This window comes from Streptomyces sp. NPDC006326 (genome assembly GCF_040612915.1).
Taxonomy (GTDB): domain Bacteria; phylum Actinomycetota; class Actinomycetes; order Streptomycetales; family Streptomycetaceae; genus Streptomyces.
This window is the reverse complement of record NZ_JBEXRC010000047.1, coordinates 41,404-57,337: the sequence shown is the minus strand read 5'-3', so window position 1 is coordinate 57,337 and position 15,934 is coordinate 41,404. Positions and strand designations below refer to the sequence as shown.

At 71.9% G+C, this 15,934-nt stretch carries 15 protein-coding genes; 8 read left to right on the top strand and 7 right to left on the bottom strand.

Going from position 1 to position 15,934, the window contains the following annotated elements:
- Positions 1 to 344: 344 nt before the first annotated feature.
- The 5 genes from ABZ128_RS29035 to ABZ128_RS29015 all read left to right on the top strand — a co-directional run bounded on the left by ABZ128_RS29035 (position 345) and on the right by ABZ128_RS29015 (position 6,259).
- Positions 345 to 1,019, top strand: a complete 675-nt coding sequence (locus ABZ128_RS29035) for a ScbR family autoregulator-binding transcription factor (RefSeq protein ID WP_356852048.1) — start codon at positions 345 to 347, stop codon at positions 1,017 to 1,019.
- 157 nt (positions 1,020 to 1,176) lie between these two features.
- Positions 1,177 to 2,436 carry a ParA family protein gene (locus ABZ128_RS29030; protein WP_356852046.1) on the top strand — a complete coding sequence of 420 codons (1,260 nt, stop codon included), beginning with the start codon at positions 1,177 to 1,179 and terminating at the stop codon, positions 2,434 to 2,436.
- Complete coding sequence (locus ABZ128_RS29025; RefSeq protein WP_356852045.1) at positions 2,433 to 3,386, top strand: ParB/RepB/Spo0J family partition protein; 954 nt, start codon at positions 2,433 to 2,435, stop codon at positions 3,384 to 3,386. Before ABZ128_RS29030 ends, ABZ128_RS29025 begins: the two co-directional genes overlap by 4 nt.
- 137 nt (positions 3,387 to 3,523) lie before the next feature.
- Positions 3,524 to 5,695, top strand: a complete 2,172-nt coding sequence (locus tag ABZ128_RS29020) for a helix-turn-helix domain-containing protein (RefSeq protein ID WP_356852043.1) — start codon at positions 3,524 to 3,526, stop codon at positions 5,693 to 5,695.
- A 9-nt stretch (positions 5,696 to 5,704) separates the two neighbouring features.
- Positions 5,705 to 6,259, top strand: a complete 555-nt coding sequence (locus ABZ128_RS29015; protein WP_356852041.1) for an XRE family transcriptional regulator — start codon at positions 5,705 to 5,707, stop codon at positions 6,257 to 6,259.
- 29 nt (positions 6,260 to 6,288) lie between these two features.
- On the opposite strand, the gene ABZ128_RS29010 is transcribed toward ABZ128_RS29015, so the two are convergent.
- The 4 genes from ABZ128_RS29010 to ABZ128_RS28995 form a co-directional block, all read right to left on the bottom strand.
- The gene (locus ABZ128_RS29010) at positions 6,289 to 6,666 is read right to left on the bottom strand and encodes a DUF6009 family protein (RefSeq protein ID WP_356852040.1); all 378 of its coding nucleotides are present in this window, start codon (positions 6,664 to 6,666) and stop codon (positions 6,289 to 6,291) included.
- A 180-nt stretch (positions 6,667 to 6,846) separates the two neighbouring features.
- Entirely contained in the window at positions 6,847 to 8,421 is a 1,575-nt protein-coding gene (locus ABZ128_RS29005; RefSeq protein ID WP_356852038.1) for a phage/plasmid primase, P4 family, read from the bottom strand.
- Positions 8,418 to 9,425, bottom strand: coding sequence for a bifunctional DNA primase/polymerase (locus ABZ128_RS29000; protein ID WP_356852050.1), 1,008 nt, complete (start codon positions 9,423 to 9,425; stop codon positions 8,418 to 8,420). Before ABZ128_RS29000 ends, ABZ128_RS29005 begins: the two co-directional genes overlap by 4 nt.
- Before the next feature lie 928 nt (positions 9,426 to 10,353).
- On the bottom strand, positions 10,354 to 10,824 hold the full coding sequence (locus tag ABZ128_RS28995; RefSeq protein WP_356852036.1) for a MarR family winged helix-turn-helix transcriptional regulator: 471 nt from the start codon (positions 10,822 to 10,824) through the stop codon (positions 10,354 to 10,356).
- Positions 10,825 to 10,934: 110 nt separating this feature from the next.
- Between ABZ128_RS28995 and ABZ128_RS28990 the strand changes: the two genes are divergently transcribed.
- Together ABZ128_RS28990 and ABZ128_RS28985 are read left to right on the top strand one after the other, a co-directional pair.
- Positions 10,935 to 11,777 carry an NAD(P)H-binding protein gene (locus ABZ128_RS28990; RefSeq protein WP_356852035.1) on the top strand — a complete coding sequence of 281 codons (843 nt, stop codon included), beginning with the start codon at positions 10,935 to 10,937 and terminating at the stop codon, positions 11,775 to 11,777.
- 93 nt (positions 11,778 to 11,870) lie between these two features.
- Complete coding sequence (locus tag ABZ128_RS28985; protein ID WP_356852033.1) at positions 11,871 to 13,052, top strand: FAD-dependent monooxygenase; 1,182 nt, start codon at positions 11,871 to 11,873, stop codon at positions 13,050 to 13,052.
- Here the strand turns inward: ABZ128_RS28985 and ABZ128_RS28980 are convergent.
- From ABZ128_RS28980 to ABZ128_RS28970, 3 genes are all read right to left on the bottom strand, one after another.
- Positions 13,027 to 13,509, bottom strand: coding sequence for a hypothetical protein (locus ABZ128_RS28980; RefSeq protein ID WP_356852031.1), 483 nt, complete (start codon positions 13,507 to 13,509; stop codon positions 13,027 to 13,029). The two genes, ABZ128_RS28985 and ABZ128_RS28980, sit on opposite strands and share 26 nt — an antisense overlap.
- A gap of 134 nt (positions 13,510 to 13,643) precedes the next feature.
- Positions 13,644 to 14,018: a hypothetical protein gene (locus ABZ128_RS28975; protein ID WP_356852029.1), complete on the bottom strand. Its 375-nt coding sequence runs from the start codon at positions 14,016 to 14,018 to the stop codon at positions 13,644 to 13,646.
- 353 nt (positions 14,019 to 14,371) lie between these two features.
- A complete protein-coding gene (locus ABZ128_RS28970) occupies positions 14,372 to 14,710 on the bottom strand; it encodes a helix-turn-helix domain-containing protein (RefSeq protein WP_356852028.1) in 339 nt (112 codons plus the stop codon).
- Between the two features lie 98 nt (positions 14,711 to 14,808).
- On the opposite strand from ABZ128_RS28970, the gene ABZ128_RS28965 reads away from it, so the two are divergent.
- A complete protein-coding gene (locus ABZ128_RS28965; RefSeq protein ID WP_356852027.1) occupies positions 14,809 to 15,711 on the top strand; it encodes an NAD(P)-binding domain-containing protein in 903 nt (300 codons plus the stop codon).
- Positions 15,712 to 15,934: the final 223 nt, after the last annotated feature.

Sequence of the window (15,934 nt, the reverse complement as noted above, 5' to 3'; positions counted from 1 at the left end):
CGAAGGCCATCGCGAAGCGACGCGAACGAAGAGAGCGCCCTTGACGGCCCGGCACGACACGGAAGGACAGTGGACTGACGGGACGCCCCCGAACCCCCACCGACCCCGCCCGCGGGCATCCCGCCCATGTGACCCCCTTGACCCCCTTGACCCCGTTAACGGCGTTAACGGCGTTAACGCCACCCCGCGCCCCGGTGGCACCGCCTACGCCGGTCGTAACGCCGTTAACGGCGTTAACGCCGTTAACGACCCTTCCTGAAAAAATACTTGTCGACTGGTTTTCTTCGGCGCCATCCCACAAGATGGAGCCCGACACCCCTCAGGCAGCAGCAGGAGACACGCACGTGGCAAGGGCCCGGCAGGAACGTGCCGAGATCACCAGGCAGGCGATCCTCGACGGCGCAGCCATCGCCTTCGACCGGTGCGGCTTCGGCGGCACGAGCCTGAGCGACGTGGTCAGGTACGCCGGAGTCACCAAGGGCGCGCTGTACTTCCACTTCCCCTCCAAGGAAGCCCTCGCCCGCACCCTGATGGAGGAGCAGTTCCAGGTCTCCGAGGGCGTTCCCGCCATCGAGCAGCCCGGCCTGCAGACGGTCATCGACCTCACGCACCAGATGGCGTACGGGCTGCGCACCAACGTCCGCATCCGCGCCGCGATCCGCCTGGTCATCGAGTTCGGCTCGTTCACCAACCCCGACCCGGCCCCGTACAACACCTGGATCGACACCTGCCACGCCTGCCTGACGCCGGCCCAGGAGCGCGGTGACGTCCTCCCGTCGCTCGACGTGTACGACCTCTCCACCTTCCTCGTCGGCTCGTTCACCGGCATCCAGGTCACCTCCCACGTCCGCACCGGTCGTGAGGACCTGCACTCCCGGGTCATCGACCTGTGGAACCTGGTGCTCCCCGGAATCGTGCCCGCGCACCGCATCCCCGGCTTCGACCCGGCCGGCTCGCCCGAGTGCCGGGCCGAGCTCGGTCTGGCACTGCCCGACTCCTCGGCGGTCCCGGTCGGCTGACGGCGTAACCAGGGCGGCCTCGCACACGCCGTGGCGAACCACGGGGGTGCTCGCTACGGCGTGTGCGAGGCCGCCCTGTCGCGTATCCAGGCCATTCGTTAGCAAAACTCAGGCGTGGTGCCCACGCGCGGCCACGAACGTTAGTAAAGTCCCTCTCATGACTTCGCCCTCGTCCCAGAGCGACCGTGAGAAGGTCGTCTCCAAACTCGCCCCGTGGCTCCGCCAAGAGTTGAAGGTCCGCACCGCCCAACTGGGCGTGGACATCCAGGACGCCGTCCACCAGGGCATCGCCGACTGGCGTGCGCTCGCCTCGGGCCCCTCCCCCGTCGACACCTCGGGCGCCGAATCCTTCTCCACCTGGCTGCCCGCCGGCCAGTGGGACTCCTTCCGCACCGACTGCAAGGACCGCGGCGTCTCCCTCATCCAGGGACTCGCCCAAGCCGTCCGCCTCTGGCTGGAGATGAACCCGGCCCCCACCGTCAAGCGGCCCTCCGTCGTACGCCGCATCGTCGTGTGCAACCAGAAGGGCGGCGTCGGCAAGACCGCCATCACCGCCGGCACCGCCGAGGCCCTCGCCGAGGACCCGGAGACCCTCCACCCGGTCCGCGTCGCCCGCCGGCCCGCCCGCCCCTCCGCGGCCGAGGAAGGCGACCAGCACCCCGCGGAGCCCACCCCCCTGGACCTGGAGGACCTGCCGGGCCTCGGCATGCGCGTCCTGCTGGTCGACTTCGACCCGCAGGGCCACCTCACCAAGCAGCTCGGCCAGCAGCCCCTGCCCATCGGCGGCGACAGCCTCACCTGCCACATGGCCGGCGAGGCCAAGGGGCCCCTCGCCGACCTGGTCGTCCCCATCCCGGACGCGCGCTTCGGGGACCGCCTCCACCTCCTCCCCGCCTGCACGGACGCCTTCCTCCTCGACGTGCGCCTGTCCACCGTCCGCGCCCGCGAGGCCGCCCTCGAACGCGCCCTGGCACCCGTCGAGTCCGACTACGACGTCATCCTCATCGACTGCCCGCCGAGCCTCGGCCTCAGCATGGACGCCGCCATCTACTACGGCCGGCGCCGCGACACCGAACAGCCCGGCGCCTCCGGCGCGCTGATCGTCGTCCAGGCGGAGGACTCCTCGGCCGACGCGTACGACCTCCTCACCTCCCAGATCAACGACCTGCGCGACGACCTCGCCCTCGACATCGACTACCTCGGCCTGGTCGTGAACCTCTACGACGGCCGCCGCGGCTACATCGCCACCTCCTCCCTCCAGGCCTGGAGGGACATAAAGGATCCCCGCGTCGTCGCCGTGGTACCCGACCTCAAGGAACAGCGCGAGGCCGTCCGCGTGAAGCAGCCGCTGTTCGTCTACGCACCCAAGGGCGACCAGGCGGTCGCGCTGCGGGCCCTCGCAAGGGAGATCTCATGAGCAAGGCCGACAAGCTCGCCGTCTCGGCATCCTTCGCCCGCGCCCAGCCCGTCGGCGTCAGCTCCCGCCGCGCGGCCATCGCCGAGGCGACCGGCGCTCCCACTTCCGGGGTGGTCCCGCCGTCCGAGGTTCCCATCGAGGCGCTCGCGCACAACCCGTTCAACCTCCGCGAGGACCTCACCGAACTCGACGAGCTGGCCCAGTCCCTGCTCTCCCGGGGCCAGCTCCAGCCGCTCGCGGTCGCCACGCGCATGGCGTTCATGGAGGCCCACCCCGGCCAGACCGACGGCCTCGGGCGCGCCCCGTACGTGGTCATCGACGGCAACCGGCGCCTCGCGGCCGCCCAGCTGGCGGGCCTGAAGACCATGCACATCCACGTGAACGACGCCCTGTCGGCGTCGGCCGCGGACATCCTCGAATCGGCGCTCATCGCCAACATCCACCGGGTGGACGTGGCCCCGATGGACCAGGCCCGGGCCCTCCAGGAGCTCGTCGACGTCCACGGCTCCCAGGCCCAGGTCGCCAAGCGGCTGGGCAAGACGGCCGCCTGGGTCTCGCAGAGGCTGGCCCTCCTGAACCTCACCCCGAGCCTCCAGGAAAAGGTCGACACGGGCGAGCTCAAGGTGGAACCGGCCCGCCGCATCGGGCGCCTGCCGCAGGAGGAGCAGGAAGCGGCTGCAACCGGGACGATCGGCGCCGTGAACCCCCCGCGCCAGCGCACCCACCCCGCCCCGACCGTTAACGGCGTTAATGCCCCCGGCCAGGAGCCCACCGTCAACGCTCCCACGCCCGCACCGACCATTAACGGCGTTAACGCCGCCAGCGCCTCCGCGGCGCCCCGGATCACGATCGCCACGGACTCCCCGGAAACGATCGCGGACGCCCTGACCGCCCACCTCACCCCGGACGACCTCAAGGCCGTCACCGAGCTGCTGCTCGCCCGCATCTGAACGCGCACCCCCGCCGGACCTTCGCCCGGCCGCGGTCGAAGGCGTTAACGGCGTTAACGCCGTTAACGCCCACGTGCGTTTCACGTGCGTTCAACCGTGCGCTTCACATAGGCTGCCCCCGGAGGTACGCACGCACCATGCCCGACGAACAAGAGAGCCTCTTCGCTGCGGTCGACGCCCTGCTCGAAGAAGCGGCCGCCCAGGACCCGCTCCCGCACCCGGACGAGCGCAAGCGCCTGCGCGAAGCCGCCGGCCTGAGCCAGGACCAGATCGCCAAGGCCCTCTCCGTACGCCGCGAAACGGTCACCTCCTGGGAAACGGGCCGCACGGCCCCCCGGCCCCCCAAGCGCGCCGCGTACGCACGCCTCCTGGAGGGCCTGGCCGCCCTCCATCCCGTTAACGGCGTTAACGCCGTTAACACCCCGGAGCCGAAGGCCGCCCCGGAGCCCGCGACCGTGCCGAGCCCCGGGCCGGAGCCCGAGCCCCAGTCCCAGCCCGAGCCCCAGCCCCGTACCCCGCATCAGCCCCAGGAAGAGCCGCCCCGCGCAACACCGCCCCGCCCCCGCACCACCACCCGCCGACCGGCGAACCCCCGTACCCCCGCCTCCACTCCGACCACCCCCCTGGAAGGCAACGGCCCCCTCCTCGTCCTGGACGGCACCGCCCGCGCCCACGCCGCCCGCGGTCTCCTCCTCGACCTGCCCCCCAAGGCCCGCACCGACCTCCCCACCCTCATCGCCTGGGCCCTCGGCCCCGACGCCGACCTGCGCTCCCCCCGCCTCCACCGCAACGGCAAGGACGGCGACCCGCTCCTCGTCCTCACCGCCGCCGCCACCGAGGCCCTCGGCCTGCCCGCCGTCCTTGAGGACCGGCGCGCCCTGCGCCTGCCCGACCACCACCCCGTCCTCAAGCAGCTCGCCCGGAGCAAGTGGCAGCTCACCCGCCGCGGTTTCGGCCCCTGGCCCCGCATCTACCGCCCCGCCACCGCCGCCACCGGCCGCCAGTGCGTCCAGCTGGCGGTCCTGCCCTGGGGCGCCCTGGACCCCCGCGCCTGGGGCGAGCACACCGCCGGGCTCCCCGCCCCGGAGCTCGCCGAGGTGCTCACCACGTACGCCACCCGCGTGCTCACCCCGCGCGGCTCCACGGCGGTGACCGGCCTGGAGCTCATGACGGCGCTGCGCCCGCCCACCCGCGCCGCCCGCAACCCCGAGACCAACACCTGGGAGTCCGCGCCCGTCCCCGGCTCCCTCACCCGCCCCGTCGACCCGGCCCCCCCGGAGGCCCCCGACGAGCACCCGGTCGTCGCCGCCCTGTACCCCCGCGCCCACCAGCGCACCCCGGACCAGGTGCTCGACGAGGAGGCGTACGACTGGTTCCGCGACCCGGAGCTGCTCACCGACGCCGAGTGCGCCCGCACCCACGCCGTCGGCATCGACGTGAACATGGCCTTCGCCGCCGCCGCGAACCGCCTCACCGTCGGCCTCGGCCCGGCCGTCCACACCACCGGCCCCCGCTTCGACCCGAAGGTCCCGGGCTGCTGGCTGGCGGACCTGTCCGCGCTCACCCTCGACCCGCGCCTGCCCAGTCCCTTCACCCCGCACGGCAGGCCCCCCGCCGGCCCCGCCTGGTACGCGACCCCGACCCTCGCCTACGCGCAGGAGCTCGGCTTCACCGTCCACCCCACCGAGGCCTGGCTCCGCCCTGACCACGGCTCCTACCTCGACGCCTGGTACACCCGCCTGCGCGACGCCTACATGGCCACCATGGCCGACCTCGGCATCACCCCGGCCCTGTCGGAGACCGAGTTCCTCACCGCGATGGCCACCGCATCCCGGCACCCGGCCACCCCCACCGTCAAGCCGGTCCTGTCGGCGATCAAGTCCACGGTCAAGGGCGGCATCGGCAAGCTCCGCGAACGCCCCCAGGGCGCCGGATACCGCCCGGGCGAGCCCTGGCCCGCGCTCGAACGCCCCACCTGGCGCCCGGACATCCGTGCGGCCGTCATCTCGACCGCCCGCGTCAACATGCACCGCAAGATGAACAAGCTCGCCACCGCCGCCGGCCAGTACCCGGTCGCCGTCCTCTCCGACTGCGCGGTCTACCTCTCCGACGGCCCGAGCCCCCTCGACTTCCTCCCCCGCACCCCCGAAGGCAAGCCCCTCCCCGGCGGCTTCCGCCTCGGCGTCAGCCCCGGCATGGTCAAGCACGAGGGCACCCAGCCGCTCCTGTGGGCCGTCCAGATGCTGGACGAGGGTCTCAATCCCGCCCGCCACATCAAGGGCCACGACGCCGCCGCCGACGGAGAGTAAGAAGCAGACATGGCCAGCATCGACGACAGCCTCAGCCGCGCCGACGAACTGAACTTCACCCGGCCCGTCCCCAAGTCAGCGGGCGCGCAGATGCGCTTCCTGGTCAAGCAGCTCAAGTCCACCCGGGAGGCGGCCCGCCTCCTCGGCATCTCCCAGCGCACCGTCGAGCGCTACGTCAGGGACCAGCTCAGGCAGCCCAAGCCGGCTCTCGCCGCCCGCCTTGCCGCCGAGGTCCGCCGCCGCTGGCAGCCCCTGGTCCGCAAACGGGCCCGGGAGCAGGCCGCACGGCAGACCGGCCTGGTGATCGAAACCCGGGCCCGCTTCGGTTTCACCGCCGCCCCCGGCACCACCGACGACGGCCGCATGCGCCGTATCACCCAGCACCTGCCGCCGCAGTACGCAAGCCGCCTGTTCGCCGCCCAGGAAGCCGGCGCCCCCGAGGCCGAGCTCCGCGCCATCGCCGCGGAAGGCCTCCAGGAGATCTACTTCAAGGACAACGGCGCCCGCGCCGCCAGCCTCCTGGTCGAGTTCACCGACATCGACTACGTCGACTTCGCCTTCTGACCCTCCTCCGAGGGACCGAAGGGATCGGCTCAGGCCACCGTCGGCGCGGACAGTCCCCGCTGCGAGCGTTCCGTCTTCCGGCCGACCTGCCGCGGCTGGATCGTACGGGGGTCCACGGCCTCACCCGGTGCCCCTTCCCGGTACAGGCCGTCGGGTTCGGCGTCCCGGTCGTGCGGGAGCAGGTAGAAGACGCGCCGTTTCTGCAGTCCGCTGTCGGGGTCGGCCTCCGCCGTGTCGCCGAGCTCGGTGAAGCCGATCATCCGCCCGTCGCGGTGGTAGCGGGGCTTGCCCCGGCGGCGGGGGGTCTTGTCGAGGGCCTGGCGGACGTAGTCGAGGTCTTCGGGGTTCTCCAGCCACACCACTTTGTCCTCGTGGGCGAGATCGCTTGCTGACAGTAGCGAGCTCATGGCGTGGGTCCCTCCTCATGCACGTCGGCCCCGCGGGGCCCCTGATTCCTCCACGCCGCGAACGGCGCCGGTGTCGTTATGCAGCAGCCGCCTGTGCGGCGCGACCGGGTGGTGGATTCGTTCATCTTCCTCGTCCATCGTAGGCGTGCCCGTCCCGGGGCGGTCGCACGCACCGGCCCGTCACCTCGTGGTTGCCCTGTTCGCCTCGCGCGGCGCCTGGTCCTCGTCGGCCAGAAGGGCCAGCCCGGGATAGAACTTCTGCCCGTTCGAGCGGAGCATCTCGTTCGGCGACGCCACCCCCACCTCGGCACGGATCCGGGTGGCGAAGGCACGCGTCGTCGCGGGCCGCAGGCCCTCCCCGTCGTTGCACCAGGCGCTGTAGGCGCGGTACAGGGCGCCCTGCTCGACCTTGAGGTCCCGCGGGTCGGCCAGGTCGGCTCCGGTGGTGCAGCACTCGGCCAGGAACCGCCCGATGTGGTCCTCGGTGGTGGCGTACGCCTGGGTGGCCGTCCGCACGACGCTGGGACCGGTCAGGGACGGCTTGGTCGCGAGGTAGGCCTTGGCGCCCTGGATCATCCAGTGCAGGATGCCCGGGCCCTCGTCGTGGACGAGCTCCTCGGCCAGATTGTCGATCTTGCGGTGGTCGGGGACGACCCGCTCGAAGGGGATGAGCCGGATCCGCCGCCAGAAGGCGTGGCCGCCCGTGCCGACCTCCGGCCGGTGGTTGCCCAGCAGCCACAGTTTGTGCGTCGGCTCGAAGCTGAAGAAGTCCTGCCGCATCCGGCGCGCCTTGAGCCGGTCGCCGCCCGTCAGCAGCTTGACGCGGGCCTCGTCGAACTTGTCGTGCGGCTTGAGCTCGCTGCAGACGAACAGCCGCCGGCCGTGCAGCTCCGTCAGCTCGGTGGAGTGCTCGTTGAACTTGCCGCGCTCCATCAGGAATCCGGGCGGCGCCACATCCGCGTAGTCGCCGAGGATCTTGATCACGACGTCGAGCAGCGCGGACTTCCCGTTCGCGCCGACCCCGTACAGGAACGGCAGGACCTGCCCGCCCACGTCGCCGGTGATGCTGTAGCCGAGCAGGAGATGAAGGAAGTTGATCATCTCCTTGCCCTTGTCGTCCTCGCCGAAGGTCTCGTCGAGGAACCGGTGGAACCGCGGCGTCGGCATGGCCTCGGGCGCCAGGTGCGTGGCGCGCGAGTGCAGGTCCCGGGTCGGGTCGGGCTTGTGCAGGTCGCCCGTCCGCAGGTCCACGACGCCTGCCGGGGTGCACAGGGCGTACTTGTCGCCGTCCAGCGTGTCGGGGTCGAGGGCGAGTTCGGGGGAGGCCTTGGCCTGGGTGAGCATGGCCTTGACGCCCGAGGTGGACATGGCCCGCTTGCGGTGCTGGGCCAGCTCCCGGTCGGTGAACACCCCGCGCGGGTCGTGGACGGGCAGTTCCTCCGCCATGTCGCCGGCCGCCCAGATCGCGGCCTTCTCGCCGCCCGTGCGCTTCCAGCGGTACTCGTCCCACACGTACCAGCCCAGTCCCTCGACGTGCCGGAACCGGTCGTGGTGCAGGTACGCGAACAGTTTGGCGTTCCCGCGGTCCGTCAGGTTGTTCAGCAGCCCGGCCTGGACGAAGTCCGCCGCGGCCGCGACGGGCGCCGCACTCTGCTGGGCGGGCAGCCGACCGGCCGCCGCGGTCTCGGCGGAGAACGCGGCGAGCTGTTCCGCCGCCGCCTGGGCGTTGAACCCCGTGCTTCCGGCGCTGCTCATGGGCGGTCCTTGGGCTGGATCGGTCGATCGCTTCCGGCACGCAGCCCCGCGTCGACGATGAGGGCGTTGCGCCGGGTCTGGTGGGGTCGTGCCAGGTCCGCGGCTTCCAGAAGCAGACGGCGGCACTCCGCCTCGCCGAGGTGCCCGGCCGCAGCCAGGCCGCCCGCGGTGAAGGCGGCCCGGTTGAGCTTCTCGCTGAACGCCGTCCCGGAGGGACTGGCCGCGCAGTCGCGCACCTCGTCGAGCAGCGAGTCGAGCACCCGCCGCCCTGCGCCCCGGCGCGGACGCGGCTGCGCCGGGATGGCCGCGGCCGTACGGGACTCCCCGGCGTGCCCGGTACGCACCAGCTCGGCCGAGAGCCACAGCGGCAGCGCCGCGGGCACCCGCGCCCCGGGCAGCGCCTCGTACACCCCGGCAGCGGTACGCGTGGTGGGCGCCACGATGTAGCCGCCGACCGCCCGGACATCGACCTGCCAGGCCAGCGCCACCCGGGAACTCGACCCGCTGGAGCACCGGAACCTCGGCCCGTCCTTGGGTGCCCGGTACCAGATGTGCATCCCGCCGGAGGGCGTGCGTACGCGCAGCGTGGAGGTGTCCTCGCACGGGTTGGGCCGGGACCTGTGAGCGGCCAGAAGCGCCAAGGTGTCGAATCCGCTCTGCAGACCGGTCAGGTCGACGCGGTCATCGATGGGGATGCCGGGCAGCAGCCGCTGCCGGTCGGGAAGGGACCCGGCGTGGGCGTCCACGTCGATCACGACGAGCCCGGCAGGCCCGGTGGCGACCCCGATCCCGAACCGGGGCTCCGCCTTCCACCAGGTGCGCACCGTACGGAGGTCCGTGGTCGCGGCGTGGAACCCGTGGCACCAACGACGCTCGGCATGACACGGGCAGGCCTCCGGCGCGTGCTCACTGCCCCGGCACTCCGGGCAGTTGGCGGCGGGCGTCTTGGTCCCCGGCGCCAGCGGATGCACGGGATACCCCCGCAAGGCCAACCAGCCGGCCACGTCCATCGCCGTCCCGCCGCTCACACCCTGCGGCGGCTTCTCGGGCTGGACCGGCACTGGCTCTTCCTCGACGCGGTGTAGGTCCCAGGGACCAGAGGGACTGAAGATTCACTATCGCGGAGATTACCGCAGAGATCACCAGAGCCCACCCCGGAATCGCTGCCGTATCGACATTTCAGTCCCTTCAGTCCCTCCGTTCCCGCTGTTCACCCTCCAGTGCCCCCACCGCGAACCGGCACCCACCCGGGCGTGTCGCCCGGCCCCTCCGCCCAGGGCCGAAACCTGCCATACCGTTCCATCCATCCTCAGTCCCTACCAAATCCTCCCTGCCTCAGGTACTGAACGCCCCAGACCCTCGTTCAGTCCCTCTCCTTTCAGTCCCTGAGAGAAAGCGCAGGTCACAGCGTTTTGATCAACGACAGAGGGACTGAAGGGACTCAGAGTGGGTACTTCCAGTCCTCACGTGTGCGTGTGTATGCGCGGGCGTATGTAAGGGGTGCCCTGTTCATATCTGGCTCATAACTGGAAAGTTGAGTCCCTTCGGTCCCTGCGAAACCGGCGGCACCCCCCTGACCTGCAGGTTTATGCAGTGACTGAAGGGACAGGGACCGAAGGGTCCGAACGCGGCTTCAGTACCTGGTCCGGGGGACCGGGTACCGAGGGAGGGGGCCGATGAAGCACCGAGGCCCCCACGGCCCGTCAGACCCTCCATCCCACCGGGGAAGGCCCCCAACCACTCCGGCCACCCAGCGCGCCCCAGAAGGGCTCCCTGAACCACTCCGGCGCCATACCCCACGAGGGACGGACATCGCTGAAGCCGTCCCGACGGTGCCGGAGCCGGCCACCGCCCGACATACCTGAACAAATGCCACACGTCAGGGCGCAGGCCACCCAGGGCGGACCCACCGAGGGGGAGACGGCAAAACCGCTAGCGCTGGCGGAGGGCTTCCTGAGAGGCGACGTACTTCAGCATGAGGCGGGCGAAGTCCAGGCGTTCCTGCTCGGGCCAGTCCGCGGTGATGTACTCGAAGGCCGAGCGCTGGTGCCGCCGGAAGCGGGCCATCAGTTCCCGGCCCTCGTCGCTGAGGTGGAGCACCGTGCGCCGGCCGTCCTCCTGCGAGGCGGCCCGGACGAGATAGCCGGCCTTGATGGAGTCGGACACCATCCGGCTGGCCACGGAGGGGTCCACGCCCAGGTGTTCGGCCACGGCGCCGACCGTGACCTCACCCGCATCGCGCTGCTCGGCCTCCATCACGACGTTGAGGACCAGCGTGCGCCCCAGGTCCTTCGGGGACATGGGGTCGGCGACCTCCAGGAGCGAGGAGCGGCGCAGCTTCCCGAACGCCGGGCCGACGGCGTTCAGCAGCTCGTCGCCCGTGACCGGCTCATGTGTCGTCATGGCCATGAGCGTACCTACATGACCCCACGAATACATGTGTTGACCTGAAAACGCATGCATGCGAGCATGCATATGCCTTCAACACTCAACACGCACGGGGACTGACGTTCATGACCACTCTCATCACCGGCGCCCGCGGCCAGATCGCCCAGGCCCTCATCAGCCGCCTGCACGCTCTCGGCCACCCCCTGCGCGCCGGCACCGCCCGCCCCGCCGAGCTGACCGTCCCGGACGGCGTCGAGACCGCCCAGCTCGTCCTCAGCCGCCCCGAGACCTTCGAGGCCGCGCTCCGCGACGTCCGCCAGGTCTTCCTCTACCCCGAGCCCTCCGGCATCGACGAGCTGATCAAGGCGGCCGAGGCCGCCGGCGTCGAGCACGTCGTCCTGCTCTCCTCGTCCTCCGTCCTCGGCCCGGACGCCGAGAACGACCCGCTCGCGAGCCACAGCCTTCGAGTCGAGCGCGCCCTCGCCTCCTCCGGCCTCACCTGCACCTTCCTGCGCCCGGACGCCTTCGCGAGCAACTCCCTCGGCTGGGCGTACGTCATCGGCCAGGCGCTCCCGGTCCAACTCCCCTATCCCGACGCTTGCGTCGCCCCCATCCACTCCGAGGACATCGCCGACATCGCCGTCGAAGCCCTGACCGGCACCACCCTCACCGGCCGCGCGGTCACCCTGACCGGCCCCGAGCCGCTCACCTTCCGCGAACAGCTCGCCCTGCTCGCCGACACCCTCGGCCGCGGCATCCCGGTCGAGCACATCACCCGAGCCGAGGCCGAACAGCAGATGGCGAACCACATGCCCCCGCCGATGGTGTCCTCACTGCTCAATTTCTGGGAGGCCGCCGACGGCATCCCCGCAGCCCTCCACGACACCACCCACACCCTCCTCGGCCGGCCCGCCCGCACCTACCGCCAATGGGCCGAGGAGAACGCCGCCGCCTTCGGCCGAAACTGACCGACGGCGCCGCTCCAGGCGCACGGTCACGGTCGGCCACGGTTCTTTGAGAAGATCTCGAAAGGGTGCCCGACCGGAGCGAAGAGGTGTTCCATGCCGAAACGACACGCCGTGGTGGCCGGCGCGGGTATCGGCGGCCTCACGGCCGCCCTCGCCCTGCACCGGCGCGGTTGGCACGTCACCGTCTGCGAACGCGCCCCCGAACTGCCCACCACCGGCGCCGGCATCGGCCTCGCCCCCAACGCCCTGCGCGCACTCGACGCCATCGGTACCGATGCCGCCCGCGCCGCCGGCAGCGCGATACCCGCGACGATGGGCGTGCGCCGCTCCGACGGCCGGTGGCTCACCCGGACCGGTACCGCGGACATGGCAGCCCGCTACGGCGCGCCCCCGATCGCCGTCCCGCGCCCGGCCTTCACCGCCGCCCTGGCCGCCGCCCTCCCGCCGGAGAGCATCCGCTACGGCACCGCCGTGACCGCCGTCGACGACGCCACCGGCCGCCCGACCGTCCGTACGGCAACCGGCCCCGACCTCCCCGCCGATCTGGTCGTCGCCGCCGACGGCATCCACAGCCCGCTGCGCCGCGCGCACTTCCCCGCCCACCCCGGCCTGCACTACCTCGGCGAGACCGCCTGGCGAACCCTCGTGGACGCCCCGGACCTCCGGATCCCGGCCATGAGCGAGACCTGGGGCCGAGGTGAGCGGTTCGGCGTCACCCCGCTGTCCGACGGCCGGTTCTACCTCTACGCCACCGCAATCGTCCCGCCCGGCACCCGGTCAGCCGACCCCCGGGCCGAACTCTGCCACCGCTTCGGCTCGTGGCACGACCCGATCCCGGCCCTGCTGGACCGCGTACGCCGCCTCGAACCCGCCGACGTCCTCCAGAACGACCTCTACGACCTGGCCGCCCCGCTCCCCCGCCTCCACCACGGCCGGATCGCCTGGGTCGGCGACGCAGCCCACGCGATGGCCCCCAACCTCGGCCAAGGCGGCTGCCAGGCCATCGAGGACGCGGTGATCCTCGCCCGCCTGCTCCCACCCGGACACACCACGGCCGACCCGGCCTCCGTCCCCGCAGCCCTCGCCGCCTACACCGCCACCCGCCGCGACCGCACCGACGCCATACGCGTCCGCGCCCGCCGGGCAGGCCGCCTGGGCGCCCTGCGCAACCCCCTGGCGACAGCCGCCCGCGACCTCACCCTCCGCGCCACACCCGCCCCCCTGGCCCTGCGCGCCATGGACGACCTCTTCACCGGCTTCCGCCTCCCGACGTAACCGCGTTCCCCACCGAACCGGCGAGGCGCAGCACGCCGATGCACGGCGACCGCAGCACTAGCCGGCAGCGCCCGTCCGGTGCCGGGCCCGGTCGCGGAACCAGGCGCCCGTTGCCACCAGCACCGCCACGGCCACCCCGTACACGGGCAGCCACGCGCTGCAGCAGGGGAGCGAGTGCGATCGCCACGCACAGGCCGACGACCCGCGCGTACGCGACCAGGCTGCGCAGGTATGCCGAGCGGATGCCCGGCCTCCACCCGGCCCGGCGCTGGAAGGCGAGCATCACCGCGAGGAGGGTCACGCCGATGAACGTGGCGAACCACTGCCACGAGCCCTGGGCGAGCACGAACGTCGGCACCGCGGCAAGTCCGATGCCGATGACACCAGGAGCGGGAACGTCACCGCTCTCCGTGGCGGATGCCGGCCGTGCGGTCTCTCGGGTGCTGGGTTCGCTCACGGGCTCCTCCTGCCGGGGGAAGCACCAACATCCACCTGCAGGACACCGCAGCACCGGCCGCCATGCCGCCCGGTCCGGCCTTCCCGCCCGGATGGACCGCCGACAGCGGCGCCCCATCCGGGCGAGGACCGGGACTAGGCCGTGAACGGGCCGTACAGGAAGCTGACGAAGGTGTAGCTGCCGCTGACGTACAGCTTGTACTGGTCGGAGACGAGGTACGCGGGCCCGCCTCCGTGGTCGAGGGTGCACGTGTCCCTGTACCAGCCGTTGGCCGGCGACTGGATGGCGCAGTTCCAGGAGTACCACCCTGCGGCCAGGTAGATGTGCCGGCCCGCGAACGTCTGGCCCCTGCCCTCAAGCGTCGAGGACCAGTCGTAGTAACCCGCGGCCAGGTAGATGCTCCGGCTCATGGGCGCGGACGCGCCGGCCGTCGGCGAAGCGGTCAGGTACAGCGTTCGCGACAGTTGCGCCGTACCGATGTCCGTGGCGCTCGACGGCGCGACGCTCATGGTGGATGCGGCGACCGCAGCGAGAAGGACCGCCGACGAGCGCGAGAGGAAGCGTCGCCGGAGCGAGGGCTTTCGAACGAGCCTGAACATGAGTTCCCCGAATTCTCTTGCGGGTATGGATCGTCGGTCGCGCACGAGGCCGGGCGTCACGCCCGAGTCCTGCCATCGGCAAGGCGACGCCGGACTGGTGTACGAGCCGCTCCCCGGACCGTACCCACAGACCCCCGGCGAGAGCGGTTATGCCCTGCACAGCCTGCACCGGTCCGAGGTTTCGAACCGCACGATCCGGCTCGCTCCCGCCCCGCGTCACCGCGAGCCGCGGCGAGAGCCGGGAGGCCCGGGAGGGGCCGGCCCTACACCGAGTCGGGAAGGAGGTGCTTCGCACCCCACTCCCCCAGGGACTCCAGGGCCCCGTTCAGCTCCTGGCCGAGCGGGGTCAGGGAGTACTCCACGCGAGGCGGGACCTCGTCGTAGACCTCGCGGTGGACTATGCCGTCCGACTCCAGCTCGCGCAGCTGCGCCGCGAGGACCTTCTCCGAGACGCCGGGGACCAGGCGGCGCAGTTCGCCGAAACGGCGGCCCGGGCGCTGCTCCAGCTCCCACAGGATCGACACCTTCCACTTGCCGTCGATCACCGACATCGCCGCGGCGATCCCGCAGTGGTCCGCGCCCGGCCTCCGTGTCAGCGCCATCCCGCCCACCCCTCCCACCTGCTCGCTCACCTCGAAGTAACCACCCACACCGAAGTACGTACTTGAGCACCCGTCAGCCTGCGACCAGGCTAAACGCCATGACCGACAACGACACCAAGCACCGCCCGCTCACCCTGCTCGGCCTCGGCGACATGGGCACCGCCCTCGCCCGTACCTGGCTCGCCGCCGGGCACCCCCTGACCGTCTGGAACCGCACCCCCGCCAAGGCTGAGGCCCTCGCCGCCGAAGGCGCGGCCGTCGCCGCGAGCCCCGCCGAAGCCGTCTCCGCGAACACCCTGATCGTGCTCTGCCTGCTGGACGACGCCAGCATCAGCGCGGTGCTGGACGGCGTCGACCTGACCGGCAAGGACCTGGTCAACCTCACCACCGGCACGCCCGCCGAGGGCCGGGCCCGGGCCGCCTGGGCCGAGGAGCGCGGCGCCCGCTTCGTGGACGCCGGGATCATGGCCACCCCGTCGATGATCGGCGTCCCGGAGGCCGGCGGCTACGTCTTCTACAGCGGCTCCCGCGCCCTCCTCGACACCCACCGGGCGACTCTGGAGATCCCGGCCGGCGCCCGCTTCGTCGGCGAGGACCCCGGTCACGCGGCCCTGCACGACGTGGCGCTGCTGAGCGCGATGTACGGGCTGTTCGCCGGGATCTCGCACGCCTACGCGCTGATCGAGGGCGAGGACATCGCGCCGAAGGACCTGGCCCCGCTGCTGTCGGAGTGGTTGGGCGCAATGGGGTTCTTCGTCGGGAACGCCGCCGAGCGGCTGACCTCCCGCGACTTCACCACGGGAGTGGTGTCCAACCTCGCCATGCAGGTCAAGGCGAGCGGCACGCTGCTGCGCACCGCCGCCGGCCAGGGGGTCAGCGCCGAGCTGATCGAGCCCTACCTGGACCTGATGAAGGAGCGCCTGGACGCCGACCCGGCCGCCCACGCGGGCGAGGACACGGTCGGAGCGATCACCCTGCTGCACCGCCGGCCCGGACGCTGAGGCACCCGCATGACGCCGGCCCGGTAGAGCGTGGTTTCTCGTTCCGTGACGGCTGTCATCGGGGTTCCCGGGGACCGGGCAGAGCTGGGCGGAGGTCACCCACGTCTCGTACCCGGCCGGCTCGACGCCGCCGCCGAGGGGGGGCGGTGCTGCTTGTCGGCCTGTTCGGGCGCGACGCCGACCGCCGGTCAGGGCCTGGAAGATCCTGGACGACCCCCCGGTG

Bases quoted from the DNA above. Each gene is read 5' to 3' on its own strand.
- ABZ128_RS28975 (WP_356852029.1), bottom strand. From the start codon at position 14,018: ATGAGCGTCGCGCCGTCGAGCGCCACGGACATCGGTACGGCGCAACTG.
- ABZ128_RS28990 (WP_356852035.1), top strand. From the start codon at position 10,935: ATGACCACTCTCATCACCGGCGCCCGCGGCCAGATCGCCCAGGCCCTC.
- ABZ128_RS29010 (WP_356852040.1), bottom strand. From the start codon at position 6,666: ATGAGCTCGCTACTGTCAGCAAGCGATCTCGCCCACGAGGACAAAGTG.
- ABZ128_RS29015 (WP_356852041.1), top strand. From the start codon at position 5,705: ATGGCCAGCATCGACGACAGCCTCAGCCGCGCCGACGAACTGAACTTC.
- ABZ128_RS28985 (WP_356852033.1), top strand. From the start codon at position 11,871: ATGCCGAAACGACACGCCGTGGTGGCCGGCGCGGGTATCGGCGGCCTC.
- ABZ128_RS28965 (WP_356852027.1), top strand. From the start codon at position 14,809: ATGACCGACAACGACACCAAGCACCGCCCGCTCACCCTGCTCGGCCTC.
- ABZ128_RS29005 (WP_356852038.1), bottom strand. From the start codon at position 8,421: ATGAGCAGCGCCGGAAGCACGGGGTTCAACGCCCAGGCGGCGGCGGAA.
- ABZ128_RS29025 (WP_356852045.1), top strand. From the start codon at position 2,433: ATGAGCAAGGCCGACAAGCTCGCCGTCTCGGCATCCTTCGCCCGCGCC.
- ABZ128_RS29030 (WP_356852046.1), top strand. From the start codon at position 1,177: ATGACTTCGCCCTCGTCCCAGAGCGACCGTGAGAAGGTCGTCTCCAAA.
- ABZ128_RS28970 (WP_356852028.1), bottom strand. From the start codon at position 14,710: ATGGCGCTGACACGGAGGCCGGGCGCGGACCACTGCGGGATCGCCGCG.
- ABZ128_RS28995 (WP_356852036.1), bottom strand. From the start codon at position 10,824: ATGACGACACATGAGCCGGTCACGGGCGACGAGCTGCTGAACGCCGTC.
- ABZ128_RS29020 (WP_356852043.1), top strand. From the start codon at position 3,524: ATGCCCGACGAACAAGAGAGCCTCTTCGCTGCGGTCGACGCCCTGCTC.